The sequence below is a fragment of the Pseudomonas sp. CC11G genome, assembly GCF_056174845.1.
Map to the genome: position 1 here is coordinate 1 of NZ_JBWBZC010000022.1, position 16,832 is coordinate 16,832.

13 protein-coding genes and 5 pseudogenes are annotated in these 16,832 nt (G+C 62.6%); 11 read left to right on the plus strand and 7 right to left on the minus strand.

What is annotated here, in order from left to right; genetic code table 11:
• Both AC0V2S_RS21530 and AC0V2S_RS21535 read right to left on the minus strand, forming a co-directional pair.
• A partial coding sequence (locus tag AC0V2S_RS21530) for a GGDEF domain-containing protein (RefSeq protein ID WP_475511505.1) occupies nt 1-777 on the minus strand: 777 nt, incomplete at its 3' end.
• Complete coding sequence (locus AC0V2S_RS21535; RefSeq protein ID WP_475511506.1) at nt 759-1,160, minus strand: hypothetical protein; 402 nt, start codon at nt 1,158-1,160, stop codon at nt 759-761. The genes AC0V2S_RS21535 and AC0V2S_RS21530, both read right to left, overlap by 19 nt.
• A gap of 237 nt (nt 1,161-1,397) precedes the next feature.
• On the opposite strand from AC0V2S_RS21535, the gene AC0V2S_RS21540 reads away from it, so the two are divergent.
• From AC0V2S_RS21540 to AC0V2S_RS21555, 4 genes and pseudogenes are all read left to right on the plus strand, one after another.
• Nucleotides 1,398-2,087, plus strand: coding sequence for a GNAT family N-acetyltransferase (locus AC0V2S_RS21540; RefSeq protein ID WP_475511507.1), 690 nt, complete (start codon nt 1,398-1,400; stop codon nt 2,085-2,087).
• Nucleotides 2,088-2,153: 66 nt separating this feature from the next.
• A pseudogene (locus AC0V2S_RS21545) lies at nt 2,154-2,647 on the plus strand (hypothetical protein).
• A gap of 507 nt (nt 2,648-3,154) precedes the next feature.
• A complete protein-coding gene (locus tag AC0V2S_RS21550; RefSeq protein WP_475511508.1) occupies nt 3,155-3,433 on the plus strand; it encodes a type II toxin-antitoxin system RelE/ParE family toxin in 279 nt (92 codons plus the stop codon).
• A gap of 11 nt (nt 3,434-3,444) precedes the next feature.
• Nucleotides 3,445-3,750, plus strand: a complete 306-nt coding sequence (locus AC0V2S_RS21555; protein WP_475511509.1) for a HigA family addiction module antitoxin — start codon at nt 3,445-3,447, stop codon at nt 3,748-3,750.
• Nucleotides 3,751-3,886: 136 nt separating this feature from the next.
• Here AC0V2S_RS21555 and AC0V2S_RS21560 read toward each other — a convergent pair.
• A pseudogene (locus tag AC0V2S_RS21560) lies at nt 3,887-4,662 on the minus strand (NAD(P)H-dependent oxidoreductase).
• An 85-nt stretch (nt 4,663-4,747) separates the two neighbouring features.
• On the opposite strand from AC0V2S_RS21560, the gene AC0V2S_RS21565 reads away from it, so the two are divergent.
• The gene (locus AC0V2S_RS21565; protein WP_475511510.1) at nt 4,748-5,635 is read left to right on the plus strand and encodes a LysR family transcriptional regulator; all 888 of its coding nucleotides are present in this window, start codon (nt 4,748-4,750) and stop codon (nt 5,633-5,635) included.
• 51 nt (nt 5,636-5,686) lie between these two features.
• On the opposite strand, the gene AC0V2S_RS21570 is transcribed toward AC0V2S_RS21565, so the two are convergent.
• Nucleotides 5,687-6,013, minus strand: coding sequence for a hypothetical protein (locus AC0V2S_RS21570; protein WP_475511511.1), 327 nt, complete (start codon nt 6,011-6,013; stop codon nt 5,687-5,689).
• A 210-nt stretch (nt 6,014-6,223) separates the two neighbouring features.
• Between AC0V2S_RS21570 and AC0V2S_RS21575 the strand changes: the two genes are divergently transcribed.
• The 6 genes and pseudogenes from AC0V2S_RS21575 to AC0V2S_RS21600 all read left to right on the plus strand — a co-directional run bounded on the left by AC0V2S_RS21575 (nt 6,224) and on the right by AC0V2S_RS21600 (nt 13,618).
• Nucleotides 6,224-8,752: a PAS domain-containing protein gene (locus tag AC0V2S_RS21575; RefSeq protein WP_475511512.1), complete on the plus strand. Its 2,529-nt coding sequence runs from the start codon at nt 6,224-6,226 to the stop codon at nt 8,750-8,752.
• An 81-nt stretch (nt 8,753-8,833) separates the two neighbouring features.
• Nucleotides 8,834-9,343, plus strand: a complete 510-nt coding sequence (locus AC0V2S_RS21580; protein ID WP_475511513.1) for a sigma-70 family RNA polymerase sigma factor — start codon at nt 8,834-8,836, stop codon at nt 9,341-9,343.
• On the plus strand, nt 9,340-10,323 hold the full coding sequence (locus tag AC0V2S_RS21585; protein ID WP_475511514.1) for a FecR domain-containing protein: 984 nt from the start codon (nt 9,340-9,342) through the stop codon (nt 10,321-10,323). The genes AC0V2S_RS21580 and AC0V2S_RS21585 overlap by 4 nt, the downstream gene beginning before the upstream one ends.
• Before the next feature lie 92 nt (nt 10,324-10,415).
• Nucleotides 10,416-11,891 (plus strand): TonB-dependent siderophore receptor, encoded by a 1,476-nt coding sequence (locus AC0V2S_RS21590; protein WP_475511515.1) that lies wholly within the window; start codon nt 10,416-10,418, stop codon nt 11,889-11,891.
• A 59-nt stretch (nt 11,892-11,950) separates the two neighbouring features.
• Nucleotides 11,951-12,777: pseudogene (locus AC0V2S_RS21595) on the plus strand (TonB-dependent siderophore receptor).
• A gap of 137 nt (nt 12,778-12,914) precedes the next feature.
• Nucleotides 12,915-13,618, plus strand: a pseudogene (locus AC0V2S_RS21600) (alpha/beta hydrolase).
• 148 nt (nt 13,619-13,766) lie between these two features.
• Here the strand turns inward: AC0V2S_RS21600 and msrA are convergent.
• The 3 genes and pseudogenes from msrA to msrB all read right to left on the minus strand — a co-directional run bounded on the left by msrA (nt 13,767) and on the right by msrB (nt 16,785).
• Nucleotides 13,767-14,491, minus strand: a pseudogene (gene msrA / locus AC0V2S_RS21605) (peptide-methionine (S)-S-oxide reductase MsrA).
• Between the two features lie 17 nt (nt 14,492-14,508).
• Entirely contained in the window at nt 14,509-16,266 is a 1,758-nt protein-coding gene (locus AC0V2S_RS21610; RefSeq protein ID WP_475511516.1) for a cytochrome c biogenesis protein DipZ, read from the minus strand.
• An 18-nt stretch (nt 16,267-16,284) separates the two neighbouring features.
• Entirely contained in the window at nt 16,285-16,785 is a 501-nt protein-coding gene (gene msrB / locus AC0V2S_RS21615; RefSeq protein WP_475511517.1) for a peptide-methionine (R)-S-oxide reductase MsrB, read from the minus strand.
• Between the last annotated feature and the right edge of the window lie 47 nt (nt 16,786-16,832).

Here is a 16,832-nt window from a genome sequence, read left to right on the forward strand (position 1 = left end):
GCTTGGGCGTACCCCGCTCCACGCGATTGCGCCCGGACGTCTGCCGCGGTACAGCGCCGCATCGGCTTGTTGCATCGACGCTTCGAGTGCCTGCGCGATGGTGAATACATCCGATACGCCGACTGTGACGGTGCAGCGAATGGATTCGTTCAGACTGCTTTCCGCCACCGCGCTCTGTTCAACCGCCGCGCGCATCCGCTCTGCCAGGTGCAGGGCGCCGGCTTCGTCGGTGTCCAGGCACACCACCGCAAATTCCTCGCCGCCCAGCCGGCAGGTGAGATCGCCCTGACGTGCCGCGGCGTGGAGTACGTCGGCCACGTGGCACAGCACGAGATCGCCCACGGTGTGGCCGTGGGTATCGTTGATGCGTTTGAAGAAATCGATATCCACCATCAGCACGTACGCAGGCCCGGCGCGCCGGGAGCGGAAGTGCGCATTCAGCCCGTCGGTGAGCCCGCGTCGGTTCAGCAGATGAGTGAGCGGGTCATGGGCGGCCATGGTGCGCAGTTCATCGGTAAGGCGGCGCAGCACCAACCATACGGCGCATGGGGGAAGCACGGTCGCCAGGAAGGACATGTAGATATAAAAGGTGCGCTGGAAACTGGTATTCAAATCCAGCGCTGCCAGGCCGCCGGTGAGAATCAGCCAAAACTTCGCCGCATTCAGTGCACCGATGCCGCTGATTAAAATAGCGACCACCACCATTTCCACGCCCAGGTCTTTCGCAACGTTTTTCCTGGCATACAAGACGGCCACGGTCATCGCGAGAAACAGCAATGCGCACGAACCGCCAGCAAGGCGTGGCGCTCTTCACTGCCGAGCAGCCATTGCACCAGCACCTGCAACGCCGTGTAGCCTCCGGCCAAGCCAAGCAGCGGCTGCCACACGGGAGTAGGGCGATCAAAAAAGCGCAAGGCGCCGAGCACATAGGCGACTGGGGCGCAGAGCGTCATGGTGTGGTTGACGACACTCATCAGGCTCCAGCTCGCTGGCCCATCAAGCAATTGCAAGATATAGGCAAGCCCGAGCAACAGGTTGCCCAGCGCAAAGACTTCCATGCCCATTTTCTTGCCGTTGAGCCGCGTGCTGATCAGTAGAAACATCACGCTGAAACACAGCAGGTGCACGCAGAGCATGCTGAGGATAACGGTGGTGACCATGGATTCGCGCAAGTGGAAGACGGCTATAGGAGCCGAGCATTGAATGAATGACGAGGGCGCGCGCTAAAAACGGCGGGCGCGCTGGCGCATTCGGCAGGGCTGTCTGGAAGGATAAATCCTAGTCGTATCGCATGTAGGAAGGCAATCTGCCAGCCAACCGCTCCGCGTTGCGTCATGGGCGCTACAATGGCGCCCACACCGATCCCCGAATCGGCCATGCCCGGAGCCCGCTTCACGATGTTCACCCTTGTACACCTGGAAACCCCGCCGCCCGAGTCCCTGAAAAGTCAGGTGCTGCAGCTGGTGGTGGATGACTTCAGCGACATCAGCCCCGTGCCGCTGACGCCGAGCAATCCGCTTTATCAGCTGTACCAGTACGTGATCGGCTACGAGGTGCACTTGTATCTGCAGGCTATGGACAGCGCGCTGGCCAGCACGGCGCGGTTGATTCTGGCGCTGGATGATGAAGACCCGTCCCAGGTGCTGGGCTTTGCCCTGTACCTGCCCAGCGAGGATGACCGCGACGCCTGCACGCTGGCTTACCTGGCGGTAAAAACCAGCCACCGTCAGCATGGAATGGCCAGGGCTACGCTGCGCGAGATCGTCGCCCGCCGCCCGCATATCGAGGTGGCCTGCGCAGTAAGCAAGGTGCCGACCTTCGAGGCCTTGGGCTTTCAGGTGCTTGCTGCGCAAGGGCCGCACGTTGTGCTTAGTACGCGCAATTACCGCTCGGGCGGCATGGTGGCGGTGCAGGATCTGGCGCCGATTTACCAGGCCAAAGAAGTGCGGCAGATTCACGCCTATCTGGTGAAACAGCACGGCGAGAGCGCCATGGGCGAGGCCGAAAGCCAGCGTGATCACCTGCTCGACGAGATGGCCTTTGAGGCCCAAGCCTTGGTGAAAGAACGTTTTCCGACGCTTCACTGAGCCCAACCCGACTACAACACCGTGCGGCCGATTACTTCCGGCGCACCGCTAAAGGAAACCGCCGCCATGGCCTCTGCAGACAAACAGCAAAAACGCGCCCAGCGGGCCAAAACCAAGGCCAAGCAAAACCGCATGGGCAAGGCCAAAGCCAATGTCGTGCACCCGGTGCTGGCCAATCCGCTGATCGATGAGCCGTTCGATGATGTGGAAATCGATCTGAGCACCTTCGACTTCAAAGACATCGAAGAAACGGGTTCGACCCTGCGCACTTCGACGATCTGTTCCAGGCCATGAAAGTCGGCGAAGGCATCAGCCTGCTGGCGATGTGCGTGGTGTTCCTGCAATACCCGGTGCTGGAATTGGTGATTGCGGAGGAGGCCGAAGAGCCGGCGACCGACTTTATGATGGGCCTGCTGATTACCTATCGCGGCATCTTCCACGATGAAGACGAAGACACGGCGGTGGAGTGGATCGGCGGTGACGCCTTCCAGAATGCGTACAACGAGGCGTCGAATATTCTGCTGAAAAAGAATGCGCGCAGTGCGGGTGCCCGGGGTTAAACGCGCTGGTGGAAAGGAAACGGGACGGAGCAAGTCCGCCCCGTTTCGGATGCCGCTTTAAATCTGTTGCCCCACATCGATCCGATTGCCATCGGGGTCTTCGAACACAAACGCCCGTAAACCGTACTCCTGGTTTTCAGGCCTTTGATTACCCGTAGCCCGTGCTCCACGCAGCGCGCGTGCAAGCGGTCGACGTCATCCACCATCAGATGGGCCACATTGAAACTCGTGGCTTTGTACTGGGTTGCAGGGTCAGGTGCAGCTCGCCCTGGTCCCGTTTGAGAATCATGAAACCGACCGGACTGCCGTTCTCAAAGGTCTTGGTAAAGCAACAACGGCGTTGCCGTTTAGCGTGCGTCGTCTGTCCGCTCGTGCCAGGCGCGGTCGCTTAAGGATCATTTAGAGTCGGCGCTTTCTGGGGTCGTTGGTTCTGATGGGTGCCTGGCTGTTGACGGGAGCGAAGGCGTACTCAATAATGGATTAACGCTTAACGTTAAGGATTAAAGCGTGATTGTTGATTTTGCTTGTAGGGATACAGAGGTGTTGTTTGAAACCGGTCGCTCAAGGCGTTGGAACAACATCCTTAACGTTGCGACCCGCAAGCTTGCAATGTTGCATGCCGCCGTTGAGCTTCGCGACTTGCGGGCACCGCCGGGCAATATGCTGGAGGGCTTGCTGGGCAACAAAGCAGGGCAGCACAGCATTCGAATCAATGGTCAATTCCGCATCTGTTTTGTCTGGACAGAGGCGGGCCCCACACATGTCGAAATTGTCGATTACCACTAAGGAGGTCGACCATGCCTGTTAACGGTATGCCCGCAGTTCACCCGGGCGAAATACTGCGTGAAGAGTTTCTGGTGCCATTGGGCATCACTCCCACCGCACTCGCACGTGCGCTGCATGTGTCCACGCCAACCATCAATGACATCGTTCGGGAGCGGCGTGGCGTAACCGCCGATGTGGCGATCCGCCTGGGCCGCTATTTCGATACCACGGCACAGTTCTGGATGAACCTGCAAAGCGAGTACGCACTGATTACAGCTTTGGCTGCATACGGCGAAGCGATCGAGCAAGAGGTCGAGCCACGCGTGGCTCAAGCCTGAGGGGCATTTCGCGAGACTAAGGCCCAGCGCCTGATAAGTGCGCTAGCTCTACAACCCGTTTCCGACAATTCACCATGGCATCGCGCAGCAGGCGATCTTTCGGTTTGCGGTGACGTTGCTGTTTCCGCGCTAACGCCTATTCGAGGTGCGCAGCAAACCCGGTCTGGCCTTCGGCAATGCCGGGCGCAGGGTGAGTGCCGGAATCTCGTAGTCGCCGGCGTTCTGCCGGCGGTAGGGAATAGGCGCGGTGGTCTGCAGGGTGTCCAGGCGTTCGCCGAGTTCGTTGCACGCGGCGGCATAGGCGGCTTCATCGACGCGGCTGCTGCGGTACAGCAAAAACGGCGGCAGCACGTCGAAGCCGGGATAGAACAGCATGCCGTGCTGGATGGGAAATAGCAGGTCGTCCATCGGCCCGTTTACGCCGCGCCCGTCGTAGTGCGAGGCCCAGCCGCCGGTGGTTACCACCAGCATGGCGCGCTTGCCGGCCAGGTTGCCTTCGCCGTAGCGGTCGCCCCAGTGGGAGCTGGAGTGCTCGCCCACGCCATAGCCGAAGCCATAGGCGTACACCCGCTCGAACCAGCCTTTGAGAATCGCCGGCATCGAAAACCACCACAGCGGAAACTGGAAAATCACCGTGTCGGCCCAGCGTAGTTTTTCCTGCTCGGCCGCGATGTCGGCGGCTTGGCGGCCGGCGGCATAGGCGTGTTTGGAGTCAAGCGAGGCGTGGAAGGGCGTGCCTTCTTGCCAGTCAAGGTTATCGCCGCCGTCGAGCGTGGCTTTCCATTGCATGGCGTACAGGTCGGATACTTGCACCGTATGGCCGGCCTGTTCCAGGTGGCTGACGGCAAAGTTTTTCAGCGACCCATTGAGCGAGGTGGGTTCGGGGTGCGCGTACACATACAGGATTTTCATGGGGCGATCTCCAGGGCTAGTGGCGGCCATGCTCGGCGCTTGCCTGGTATAGTGGAAATGAATATCTGATATTCCAGGTATAGCTATGAATAATCTGCGTCGTATCGACCTCAACCTGCTGCTGACCCTCGATGTGCTGCTGGCCGAGCACAACGTCACCCGGGCTGCGCAGCGTCTCAACTTTTCTCAGCCGTCCATCAGCGTGCACCTGGCTAAGCTGCGCGAGATTTTCGACGACCCGTTGTTGCTGCCGGGGCCGCGCGGTATGCGCCCAACGGCGCGGGCCGAGGAACTGCGTGCGCCGTTGCGCGACGCCCTGGCGGCGTTGGAGCAAGTGGTGGCGCCGAGCAGCCCGTTCGACCCGGCAGCTGCCGAGCACACCTGGCAACTGGCGGTGTCCGACTACGGCGAGCAGACCATCGTGCAACCGGCGCTGGGCAGGCTGCTGGTCAGCGCGCCAAATACGCGGCTGGCGTTGGTGGCCCTGGCACCTTCGCGCATTGCCAAACAGCTGGAGCAGGGCGAGGTGGATCTGGTTTTTCATACGCTGCACGACTCGCCGCCAAGCCTGCGCCATCGGCTGCTGTTCAAGGAACGTTATGTACTCGCCGGCCGCCGTGACCATCCCAAGCTCAAGCGGCGGCCGAGTCTGGCGCAGTTCTGCAAGCTGGACCATGTGCTGGTGTCGCCAGTGGGCAGCGGGTTTGTCGGGGTGACCGACGAGGCGTTGGCGCAGGTGGGGCTGACGCGCCGGGTGGTGTTGTCGGTGCCGCGCTTTCAGTCGGTGGTGGCGGTGCTTACCAGCACCGATCTGGTGGCCATGCTGCCGGAGCGGCTGGTGCTCGGTAACTCGGCATTGCGGCTTTACGAGCCGCCGGTGGCGGTGCCGGGCTATGAAATGGCGATGCTCTGGCACGAGCGCTCGCACCGCGATCCGGCGCACCAGTGGTTACGCGAGCAGTTGGTCAACTAGAGGAAAAGTGACTGGCCAACCGCATGGGTTGGCCAGAGGCGCCGCAGTCGTTTAGATAAACGCTTGCTTGGCGGCGCCGCGCGGCAGGCGATTGCGGCCGGGCATTTGTTGCAGGCGCTGTTGCCATTCGGCACGCGGGCTCAAGGTCGGGGTGGCCTTGGCGATTTCGGCAGCGGCGGCTGCAGCCTTGGCGGCTTTGGCGGCGGCGCGCAGTTCAGCCAGGGTTGGGGTTTTGCGAGCCGGTTCGCTGGCGACTTTCTCAACCGAGCGCTGGCACAGCTTGCATGAAACCTGGGCGATATCCTGAGTGGTTTCCAGGCTCGCGCCTGTGCGGCCACAGGCAATCGATTCCGGTGACGCGCTGTAGTGAATGGCCAATGGGGTGTCTCCTGCATTTACGGGGCGGCGGATTTTACACAGTCAGTGGGCAAAGGGATAAATTCGCCGGAAAAACCACGGGCTGGCGCGACTATCGGTAGGGCTTCACGCGCGCCCCCCCGGTGCAAACCCCCGCGCTTTCTGATTTGATTGCCGGCACAACAGGGGCGACTGGAAGCGCTCCCATAACTGACCCCGGTGCACGAGTAAGTGGTTCTGAAAAACTTTACCCGAGACGAGCTTGAGGCCGAGGTCACTCGCCTGCGTTCCGCGCTTGAGGAAGCCGGACGCGCTCCCCAGCATTTCGCCGAGCAGGTGCTCGAAGAAACCCAGGAACGCTATCGGCTGGCCGGCAAAGCCACCAACGATGCCATCTGGGATTGGGACCTCACCGCCAACCAGGTGCTCTGGAACGACGCCCTGGAAGAGGCTTACGGCCATCCGCTGACCGCCATCGACACCACCGGCGATTGGTGGCTCGCGCACATCCATCCTGATGACCGTGCACGCATCTCCACCTCCATCCATGCGGTGATCGATGGCACGGGCAGCGCCTGGACCGATGAATATCGCTTCTGCCGCGCCGATGGCTCCTACGCCGAAGTGCTCGACCGTGGCCATGTCATCCGCAATGCCCAGGGGCTGGCAGTCCGCATGATTGGCGCCATGCTCGACCTCACCCAGATGCGCAGCGCGCAAGCAGCCCTGCACCGCAGCGAAGAGCGTTTTCGCACCATTCTGGAAACCAGCGAAGCCGCGTTTGCCATCGTGCAGGTGAAGTACGATGCCGACGACTATCCGGTGGACTACTGCTTTGTCGAAGCCAACGAGGCGTTCGAGCGTCAGGCCGGGGTCAACCTCAAGGGCAAGTGGGTGACCAGCTTCGCTCCGGACCTTGAGCGTTTCTGGTTCGACACTTATGGCCATGTGGCCAAGACAGGCGAACCAGCCAATTTCGAAAGTTATGCCAAGGGCTTTGAGCGTTGGTTCGACGTGCGCGCCGTGCGCGTGGGTGACCCGGCCGAGCGGCAAATCGCGATTCTGTTCAGTGACGTCACCGAGCGCAAAAACGCCGAAGCACGCCTGCGCGTGAGCGAGGCCGTAGCCCGCGAAAACGGCGAGCGGGTGCAGTTGGCGTTGGCGGCCGGGGCCATTATCGGCACCTGGCACTGGGACTTGCCCACCGACTGTTTCACCGTTGACGAACCCTTCGCCCGCGCCTTCGGCCTCGACCCGGCCTTGGGTCGTAGCGGGCTAAGCCTGGAACAGATCATCGCCACCGTGCACCCCGAAGACCGCGACGGGTTGACCACCGCCATCAACGAAGTGATCACCCGTAGCGGCGCCTATGCCCACCAGTACCGGGTGCGACGGGTGGACGGCAAGTATTACTGGATTGAAGCCAACGGCCGCGTAGAACACGGAGCCGACGGCACGCCGCTGAGCTTTCCCGGCGTGTTGATCGACGTGGAAGGTCGCCGCGCCGTGGAGGCCGAACGCGACCGCGCCATCACCGCGTTGCGCGCCTTCAACGACACCCTGGAACAACGGGTTGCCGCGCGTACCGCCGAACTGATGCAGGCCGAAGAAAAACTGCGTCAGTCGCAGAAGATGGAAGCGGTCGGCCAATTGACTGGCGGCCTGGCCCATGACTTCAACAACCTGCTGGCCGGTATTTCCGGCGCGCTGGAACTGATGGGCGCGCGCCTGGCTCAAGGCCGCACCCAAGGCATCGAAAAATATATCGCCACCGCACAAAGCGCCGCCAAACGCGCGGCGGCGTTGACGCACCGGTTGCTGGCCTTCTCCCGCCGGCAAACGCTCGACCCGCGCCCCACCGACGTGAACGCATTGATGGTCGGTATGAGCGAGCTGATTCAACGTACCGTAGGCCCGAGCATTCTGGTGCGCACCGTGCAAACCAGCGGCCTGTGGCCGGCGCTGGTGGATATCAGTCAGCTGGAAAACTCGCTGCTCAACCTGTGCATCAATGCGCGCGACGCGATGCCCAATGGCGGCCATATCACCGTCGAAACCGCTAACCGCCGCATGGGCGGCGAGGCGGCTCGCGCGCTGGATATTCCCGAGGGCGAATACCTGTCGTTGTCGGTGACCGACACCGGCATCGGTATGACCCCGGAAATCATCGCCAAGGCCTTCGACCCCTTTTTCACCACCAAGCCGCTGGGGCAGGGCACGGGGCTGGGGTTGTCGATGATTTACGGGTTTGCCCAGCAGTCCGGCGGCCAGGTGCGCATTTATTCGCAGGTGGGGCAGGGCACCACGGTGTGCATTTACCTGCCGCGCCACTACGGCGATGCGGCGCTGGAAGAAAGCACCGCTGGCAACGCCTCGGCAATCGTCTCCAAGGGCGGCGCGACCATTTTGCTGGTGGATGACGAGCCGACCGTGCGCCTGTTGTTAACCGACGCGCTGGGCGATCTGGGTTACACGCTTATCGAGGCGGCCGACAGCCTGGCCGGTTTGAAAGTGCTGCGCTCGGATGTGCATATCGACTTGCTGATCACCGACGTCGGCTTGCCCGGCGGCATGAACGGCCGGCAAATGGCCGATGCCGGGCGCGAGCTGCGGCCCGCGCTGAAAACCCTGTTTATTACCGGCTATGCCGAGCACGCCGCCTTCTGGCATGGCCGCCTGGAGCCGGGCATGGAAGTGCTGACCAAGCCGTTCGCCATGGACGCGCTGGTGACGCGGGTAGCGGAGTTGATGGGGGCTTGAACACACAAACGTAGGGTTGCAAATACTCGCCTATTTGATGAAAATGCGAATAATTGCTAAATACTAGCCGTGTGCATCCGCATGTCCGATTTGCGCGTCACCTCCCAAGACCCCTTCCATATCCTCTATGCGGAAAACCACCGCTGGCTGCAGGGGTGGTTGTTGCGTCGCTTGGGATCGCATGCCGATGCCGCCGATCTGGCGCAAGACACTTTTCTGCGTACCCTGAAATCCCAGCCAATAACCCTGATCGAAGAACCCCGCGCCTTCCTGTGCGTGGTGGCCAAGCGTGTGCTGTGTTCGTTCTGGCGCCGCAATGAGCTGGAGCGCGCTTACCTGGAAGCCATCGCCGGCCTGCCCGAAGCGGTGGTGCCGTCGGAAGAAGAGTTCGCCTTGCTGCGCGAAGCCGTGGCCACCATCGACGCGATGCTCAACGACTTGCCCAACAGCGTGCGCCACGCCTTTCTGCTTAACCGCCTGGAAGGCCTGACCCATCAGCAGATTGCCGAGCAATTGAATGTGTCGCTGGCCACGGTGGAACGCTGGATAAAACGCGCCGTCACCCAGTGCTACCTGGCCACCCTGCGATGAACGCCGAACACCCGAGCCTGACGCCGGCCGTGAAAGCCGCCATCGAATGGCTGGTGTTTCTCGATTCCGGCCGCGCCAATCCCACCGACCAGCACCGCTTCAGCACCTGGCTGGCCGCCGATAGCGATCACCGCCGCGCCTGGGAAACCGTTGCCGGCGCCGTACAAACGCCGTTCACACAATTGGCCGACGCCCAGCGCCGTTTGCCCGGCAGCGTGCAAGCCACCACCCAGGTGCTGCGCAGTTCCGGCATTTCCCAGGAGCGTCGGCGTCTGTTACGCGGCGGGGTAACGTTGGCCTTGCTAGCGGGCTTGCCCAGCGTGCTCACCCTGCAACGACGCATGCCGCTGGAAGGCTTGCTCAGCGATTTCTACAGCGGCACCGGCGAGCGTAAACAGGTGCAACTGGCTGACGGCAGCCTGCTGACCCTGAACGCGCGCAGCACCGCCAATGTGCTGTTCAGTCGCGACAAACGCCAGGTGTCCTTGCTGCAAGGCGAGCTCAGTATTCAGGCCGTCAGCGATACACAGCGCCCGTTCGAAGTGCTCACCGCGCAAGGGCGCATCAGCACGCTGGCCGCGCGTTTTGTGGTGCGCCAATTGCCCGAGCAAACCCTGGTCAGCGTGCAGCAAAGCAGCGTGCAAGTGTTCAGCCAGAGCGGCCAGCACGGGCAGGTGAATGCCGGGCAAACGCTGCTGTTCAGCAACGCCGAACTGTTCACCGCAACCGCCAGCCGTTCCCGTGACGACGCTTGGCTGGACGGTCGCCTGGATGTCGACGATGAATCCCTCGGCGCCGTGGTCGATGCCCTGCGCCCTTACCGCTACGGTTTGCTGCGGGTGTCACCAGCCGCCGCCGGCCTGCGCGTATTCGGCGTGTTTCCGCTGGACGACAGCGACCGCACGCTGCAATCCCTGGCCCAGGTGCTGCCGATTACGGTGCAGCAATACGGCCCGGTCACGCTCATCGATCTGGCTTGATCAAAAAATAATTCAAAACGCGTGAGGGGTTTTTCCCGCTCACGCGACATAGCAGGAAATCTCTCTAATCTCCTGCAAGGAAAGTCCCTCCCATGCGTTCTCACTCACCTCGCGCAGCGCGCCTGGCCATGGCGGTTGCCTTGGCCTTTACCGGCGGCCTGACCACCCTGAGCCCGATCACCGCCCACGCCGAAGAGGCGGTGCAGCGCTACGACCTGGCGGCCATGCCGCTGGAGCAGGCGCTGCGGCAGATCGCCCGGCAGAGTGGGCGCAGCATCGTCGCCGATCCGGCGCTGGTGCACGGCCGCACGAGTGCGGCAGTACAAGGTGACTTCGGCGCCGAGGCCGCCGCGCAGAAAGCCTTGAGTGGCAGTGGCCTGGCGTTGCGCGTGACCGACAACGGCACCCTGACGGTAGAGAAAATCGAAGCCGCCAGCGACGCCCTGCAACTGGGCGCCGCCAGCATCGAGGGCACCGCGCAGCAAACCGCGTTCGAACCGGTGCCGGGCTATTTCGCCAGCAACGCCAGCAGCGCGACCAAAACCGACAAGCCGATTCTGGAAACCGCGCAAGCCATCAGCGTGGTCACTGCCGAGCAAATCGCCGACCGTAAAGTCGATCGCGTGGAAGACGCCGTGGCCTATGCCTCCGGCGTGCGCGTCGGCGCGTCGGGCCTGGACCCGCGTTTCGACATGATCAGCATCCGCGGCTTTACCACCACCGAAAGCGCCGACTTCCTCGACGGCCTGCGCCAGCCCGGCAGTGGCTGGTTGTCGGTACCCTCGGTCGAGGCTTACAGCCTGGAACGCATCGAAGTGCTGAAAGGCCCGGCCTCGGTGTTGTACGGGCAGATCAGCCCCGGTGGCATGGTCAACCGGGTGAGCAAGCGCCCGAGCCTGCTGGCTAAAAACGAAGTGGAAGTGCAGGACGGTAACTACGACCACAAGCAAGGCCAGTTCGATATCGGCGGCAAGCTGGATGACGACGGCGACGTGCTGTTCCGCACCGTGGGCCTGTACCGCGATGCCAATTACTCCATCGAACAAATGGACAACAACGCCCGTCTGCTGGCGCCGTCGCTGAGCTGGCAGATCGACCCGGATACCAAGCTGACCCTGCTGGCGCAGTACGAAGAACGCCAGACCGCTGGCTCGCCGATGCTGTACAGCGACAACGGTCACCTCACCAATTTTTGGCCCGGCGACGAAAAGTTCGACAAGCTGCAGCAGCGCCGGTCGACCTTCGGCTATGAGTTCGAGCACACCTTCAACGAGACCTTCAGCCTTGAGCAGAACGTCCGCTACTCGAAGCTCAACACCACCAACCAGTACCTCAATTTCGCGGACAGCGGCGACGGCAATACCTTTAACCGCAGCTCGGAAGGCAGCTACGAGGACATGACCTCGCTGTCTACCGACACGCGCTTGCTCAGTCGTTTTGCGACCGGCGATCTGCAGCACACGCTGGTCACCGGTGTGGACTACGCCTGGCTCGACACCTCGTTGCTGTACGCCTACGGCGATGCGCCGGACATTACCCGCAGCAACCGGACCACCACCAATACGTAGGCCGGCCTACCGATGTGCAAGTGGACCGCGATGGCCTGGAATTTCGCAGCGGCGTGTATGTGCAAGACCAGATCGAACTGAACCGCTGGCGCTTGTCCGCCGGCCTGCGCCGCGATTGGGTGCACCAGCGGTCCAACGGTATGGAGTGGGGCGCGGATATCACCGACACCCGCATCGACAACCAGAAAACCACCGGCTCGGTCGGCGTGCTGTACCTGTTCGATAACGGTGTAGCGCCCTATGCCAGCTATGCCACCTCGTTCCTGCCGCAAAGCGGTGGCCCGGCCGGCGGCGGCAATTTCCAGCCCACCGAAGGCAAGCAATACGAGATCGGCCTCAAGTACCAGCCGCCGGGTACCAGCACGATGCTTACCGGCTCGCTGTATCACCTGACGCAAACCAACGTGCTCACCCAGGACCCGGCAGACATCAACTTCCAGGTGCAGAAGGGCGAGCAGGTGAACAAAGGCCTGGAGCTGGAAGCGGTGTCCGATCTCACCGACCGCTTGAGCATGACCGCCAGCTACAGCATCACCAACGCCGAAATCACCAAAGACACCGAATTCAAAGGCAAAAGCCCATCAACGTGCCGCGCAACCTGGCGTCCGTGTGGCTGGACTACAACTTGCCCATGGGCCTGGGATTCGGCGCCGGCGCTCGTTACACCGGCAGCAGCTACGCCAATGAGGCGAACACCGAAAAGAACGAGGACTACACCCTGTTCGACGCCGGCGTCCACTACGACTTCGGCGCAAGCCTGGACGGCGTGCGTCTGGCCTTCAACGCGCGCAACCTCACCGACCGCCGCTATGTCACGTGCGAAGGCGACTACTGCTACCGCGGCGAAGCCCGCAGCGTAGTCACCAGCCTGAGCTACAGCTGGTGACGGCCGTTACCTGGCTGCACCGCGCCGCACTCGCGCTGGGCCTGCTTATGTTCGGCAGCGCCCAGGCCGATCCGGTAACCCTGGACGGCACCGAACAATGGCTGATGAAAAGTGCCGAGGGCCGTGACTACCGCATCATGATCAGCCTGCCGGAGGGCGAGGTGCCCTATACCGGCGGTTACCCGGTGGTGTACGTGGTCGACGGCAACGCCCTGTTCCCGGCACTCCACGCCGCCAAGCGCGCGCAGGATGCCTACAAGGGCTCGATTGTGGTCGCCATCGGCTACCCCAGCGACACGCCCTACGACTACAACCGCCGCGCCTTCGACCTGTCGCCCCCGCAACCGGCCGAGCGCAACGACCCGCCGCAAGGCGGCCAGGACCTGTTTCTCGACTTTATCGAAAGCGCCTGATGCCCAAGGTGAATGAACGCTTCAAGGTCGACCAGGACCAGCGCAGCCTGGTGGGCTGGTCGTTCGGTGGCATGTTCGGCATTTACGCGCTGTACACCCGGCCGACGCTGTTTCAACACATCTACGCCGTGAGCCCGAGCCTGTGGTGGCGCGACCGTTTCTTGCTGGCGCCGGAGCGCACGTTCACCCAGCAAGCACACGACGGAAAAATCGACCTCACCCACAGCAGCCTTACGTTGCTGATGGCCGAGCGCGATATGCCGCAGGAAATTCAGGACGCTCGTTCGCTGCAAATTCGCCTGGAAAACCTCTCGCAGTACGGCTTGCGCAGCGACTTTCAGATCGAGGCGGGGGAGGACCATATGTCCATTCCGTTCCGCATTTCGAATCGGGTGTTGGGGGAGTTGTTGAGTACGCGGCGGTATTGAGCGAGCCCGAGCGGGCGGCGTACGCCTCACGATTCTGGATCCCAGCCTGCGCTGGGATGACGGGGATTTTTGTCCAGAACACCGTCATTCCCGCGCAGGCGGGAATCCAGACTCTTGAAGAGGATCGAGTTCGAAATCCCTGAGTCATTTACCGCGCTTTCACCAACACCGCCTGCTCCCGATACCGATCCGCAAACACCTGCTTTAGATTCGCCACCTTCGGCAAATCGTTAATCACGATATAGGGGTAGTTGGGGTTCTCGGTGAGGAAATCCTGGTGATAATCCTCGGCCGGGTAAAAGCTGGCGTGCTCTTCAACACGGGTAACAATCGGCCCGCTAAACGAGCCAGCACCTTCCAACTGCGCGATATACGCCTGGGCCACTCGCGCTTGCTCGCTGCTGGTGGGGAAAATGGCTGAGCGGTATTGCGTGCCATGGTCCGGGCCCTGGCGGTTGAGTTGGGTGGGGTCGTGGCTCACCGAGAAGAAAATCTGCAGCAACGTGCCGTAGCTCACCTGGGTGGGGTCGAAGGTCACCTGTACTGATTCGGCATGGCCCGTATCGCCGCTGCTCACCAGCTCGTAATCGGCGGTATCGGCCTTGCCGCCGGCATAGCCGGACACCGCGTTTTGCACGCCCCGCACATGCTGAAACACGCCCTGCACACCCCAGAAGCAGCCACCGGCAACACTGCCGTTTCGCTGTGCTGGTCGCCGGGCGCTTCGTCGACGGCGGGCGGCGCGAGCACCACCGCTTGTTCACTGGAGTAGGCGCGGCTTTGCCAGAGCAACACGCTGCTGCTGATGATCAGCGCCGCCGCGAACAAGCCAAACAGGCCGCGCTGGCCGGATAACGTAGAAAAACTGTGCATGCTCGGTGCCTCGTCAATTAGCCGAAGGTGAAGGCGTAAGCCGCTACGCCGGGGTCGAGAAATTCGATGCTGAAAGTGTGCTCGTCTACGTCGCCGGGTTGGCGCACCAATTGGTACAGGCGCTGTTCAGTGACCACGCCGCTGCCGTCATCGCCCACATCCATGCCGTGGGCGGCGCCGGGTGCCTGACCGTCGACCGTGACCTTGAACCGCACCGGTTGGCCATTGCTGCCGGGGCCGAGCACCAGGTGCAGGTCGCGGGCCTGGAAGCGGTAAACGATGCGTGCGCCAGGAGCGGTGGCTGTGGCTTGTTCTTCGCCCACATTCCAGCTGCCATCCAGGCCCCATTGGTTCAGGCTCGGTTGGTTGGGTGCCTGATAGCGGTTGCTCTGGTCGTGGCGGGCGCCGCCGGGGGAGGCGAAATTTTCTGCGCGGCCATAGCCCACGTAGGTTTCCGGTGAGCGCACGACGGCCAGGTCGCCGGCCATTTGTTCGCCGCTGGCCTGCACGGTGCTCAAACCGGGGCTCACTTGCTGGCCCGCTTCCTTGAGCAACTGCTGAATCACCCGTTCCGAACGGGCATATTCGCCTTCGCCAAAGTGGTGAAAACGCACGCGGCCCTGGGCGTCGATAAAGTAATGCGCCGGCCAGTACTGGTTGTTGAAGGCGCGCCAGATGGCGTAGTCATTGTCGATGGCCACCGGGTAGGTGATGCCCAGGCGCTGCATGGCCTGAGTGACATTGCCCACGTCGCGCTCAAAGGCGAACTCCGGCGCATGTACGCCAATCACCACCAGGCCCTGGTCGCGGTATTTCTCTGCCCAGGCTTTTACGTAGGGCAATGAGCGCAGGCAGTTGATGCAGGAGTAGGTCCAGAAATCCACCAACACCACTTTGCCCTTGAGGCTTTCACTGGTCAGCGCCGGGCTGTTCAGCCACTGCACGGCGCCATCCAGCGACGGCAGCTGAGCTTCCACCGGCAGCGAACTGCCGCCGGAATGCGCTGCCGCCATCATCATGCCGCCGCCTTGCATCATCGCCGGTGCGGGCTCTGGGGGACGCAACTGGTCGACCAGTTTCTGTTCCAAGGTGCCGGTGGAGGCGGTGGACAACTGCGCGAGCACGCCGGTATCAAAGCCCAGCGCGATGGCTGCAACGCCCACTAACATGGCCGCGCCCAACCCACGGCGCACCCATTCGCCAGCGCCGAGGGAGCGCTTCAAGGCTTTGAATACCCGACCGCCCAGCAGCAAGGCCACCGCCAACGACGTCGCCGCGCCGGCCGCATAGGCCAGCAGCAACAGCGTGGAGCCGGTGTTGGCGCCTTGCAGCGCGGCGCCGGTCAGCACCAGGCCGAGAATCGGCCCGGCACACGGCGCCCACAGCAAACCGGTGGCGATGCCCAGCACAAAGGAAGTGGCCGGTTGCGAACGGCCCTGGGTTTGCGCCGCTTCGCTAAGACGATTGCCAGCGGCCACCAGCGGCCGGGTCAGGCGGTCGGCAATCTGCGGCAACAGCAACGCCAACCCAAACACCGCCACCAGCAACAAGGCCAGCCAGCGCCCGTATTGGTTGGCCGCCACCACCCACGCGCCGCCCACCGCCGCCAGCGAGGCGACCAGAGTAAAGGTCAGCGCCATGCCGGCCAGCAGCGGCAAGCCACTGCGGCGGAACGGTTGCCCGGCGCTGGCAAACACAAAAGGCAGCACCGGCAAAATGCACGGGCTGAGGATGGTCAGCGCGCCACCGAGGTAGGCGAGTACAAGCAGCAACATGGGGTGTCCTCGAGAACGTTAAGCGGCGTCAGCCTTGAAGGTCATGGCCACGCCATTCATGCAGTAGCGCAGGCCTGTCGGGTCCGGGCCGTCGTCGAACACATGGCCCAGGTGCCCGCCACAACGGCGGCAATGCACTTCGCTGCGCAACATGCCGAAGCTGGTGTCGCTGGTGTTGCCCACGGCGTTGTCCAGCGGCTGCCAGAAACTCGGCCAGCCGGTGTGGCTGTCGAACTTGGTGCTCGAGGCAAACAACGGCAACGCGCAGCCGGCACAGGCAAAGGTGCCCACCCGGTGCTCGTCGTTCAGCGGGCTGGTAAAGGGCCGCTCGGTGCCTTCTTCACGCAGCACCTCGTACTGGGCGGGCGTCAGCCGTGAACGCCATTCGGCGTCGGTGTAACTGACTTCGAAGGTTTCCTTGGCGTCGGCGCTGAACACCAGGCGCGGCAGCATGCCGGCGGCCAGAGCGGCGCCGCTCAGAAGGGCGCTGTGGAAGAGAAACTGTCGTCTGGTAGCCATGGATGTCTCCAGCGGGAACGCGGCAAGGGCGGGTGTGAAGCTAGGCT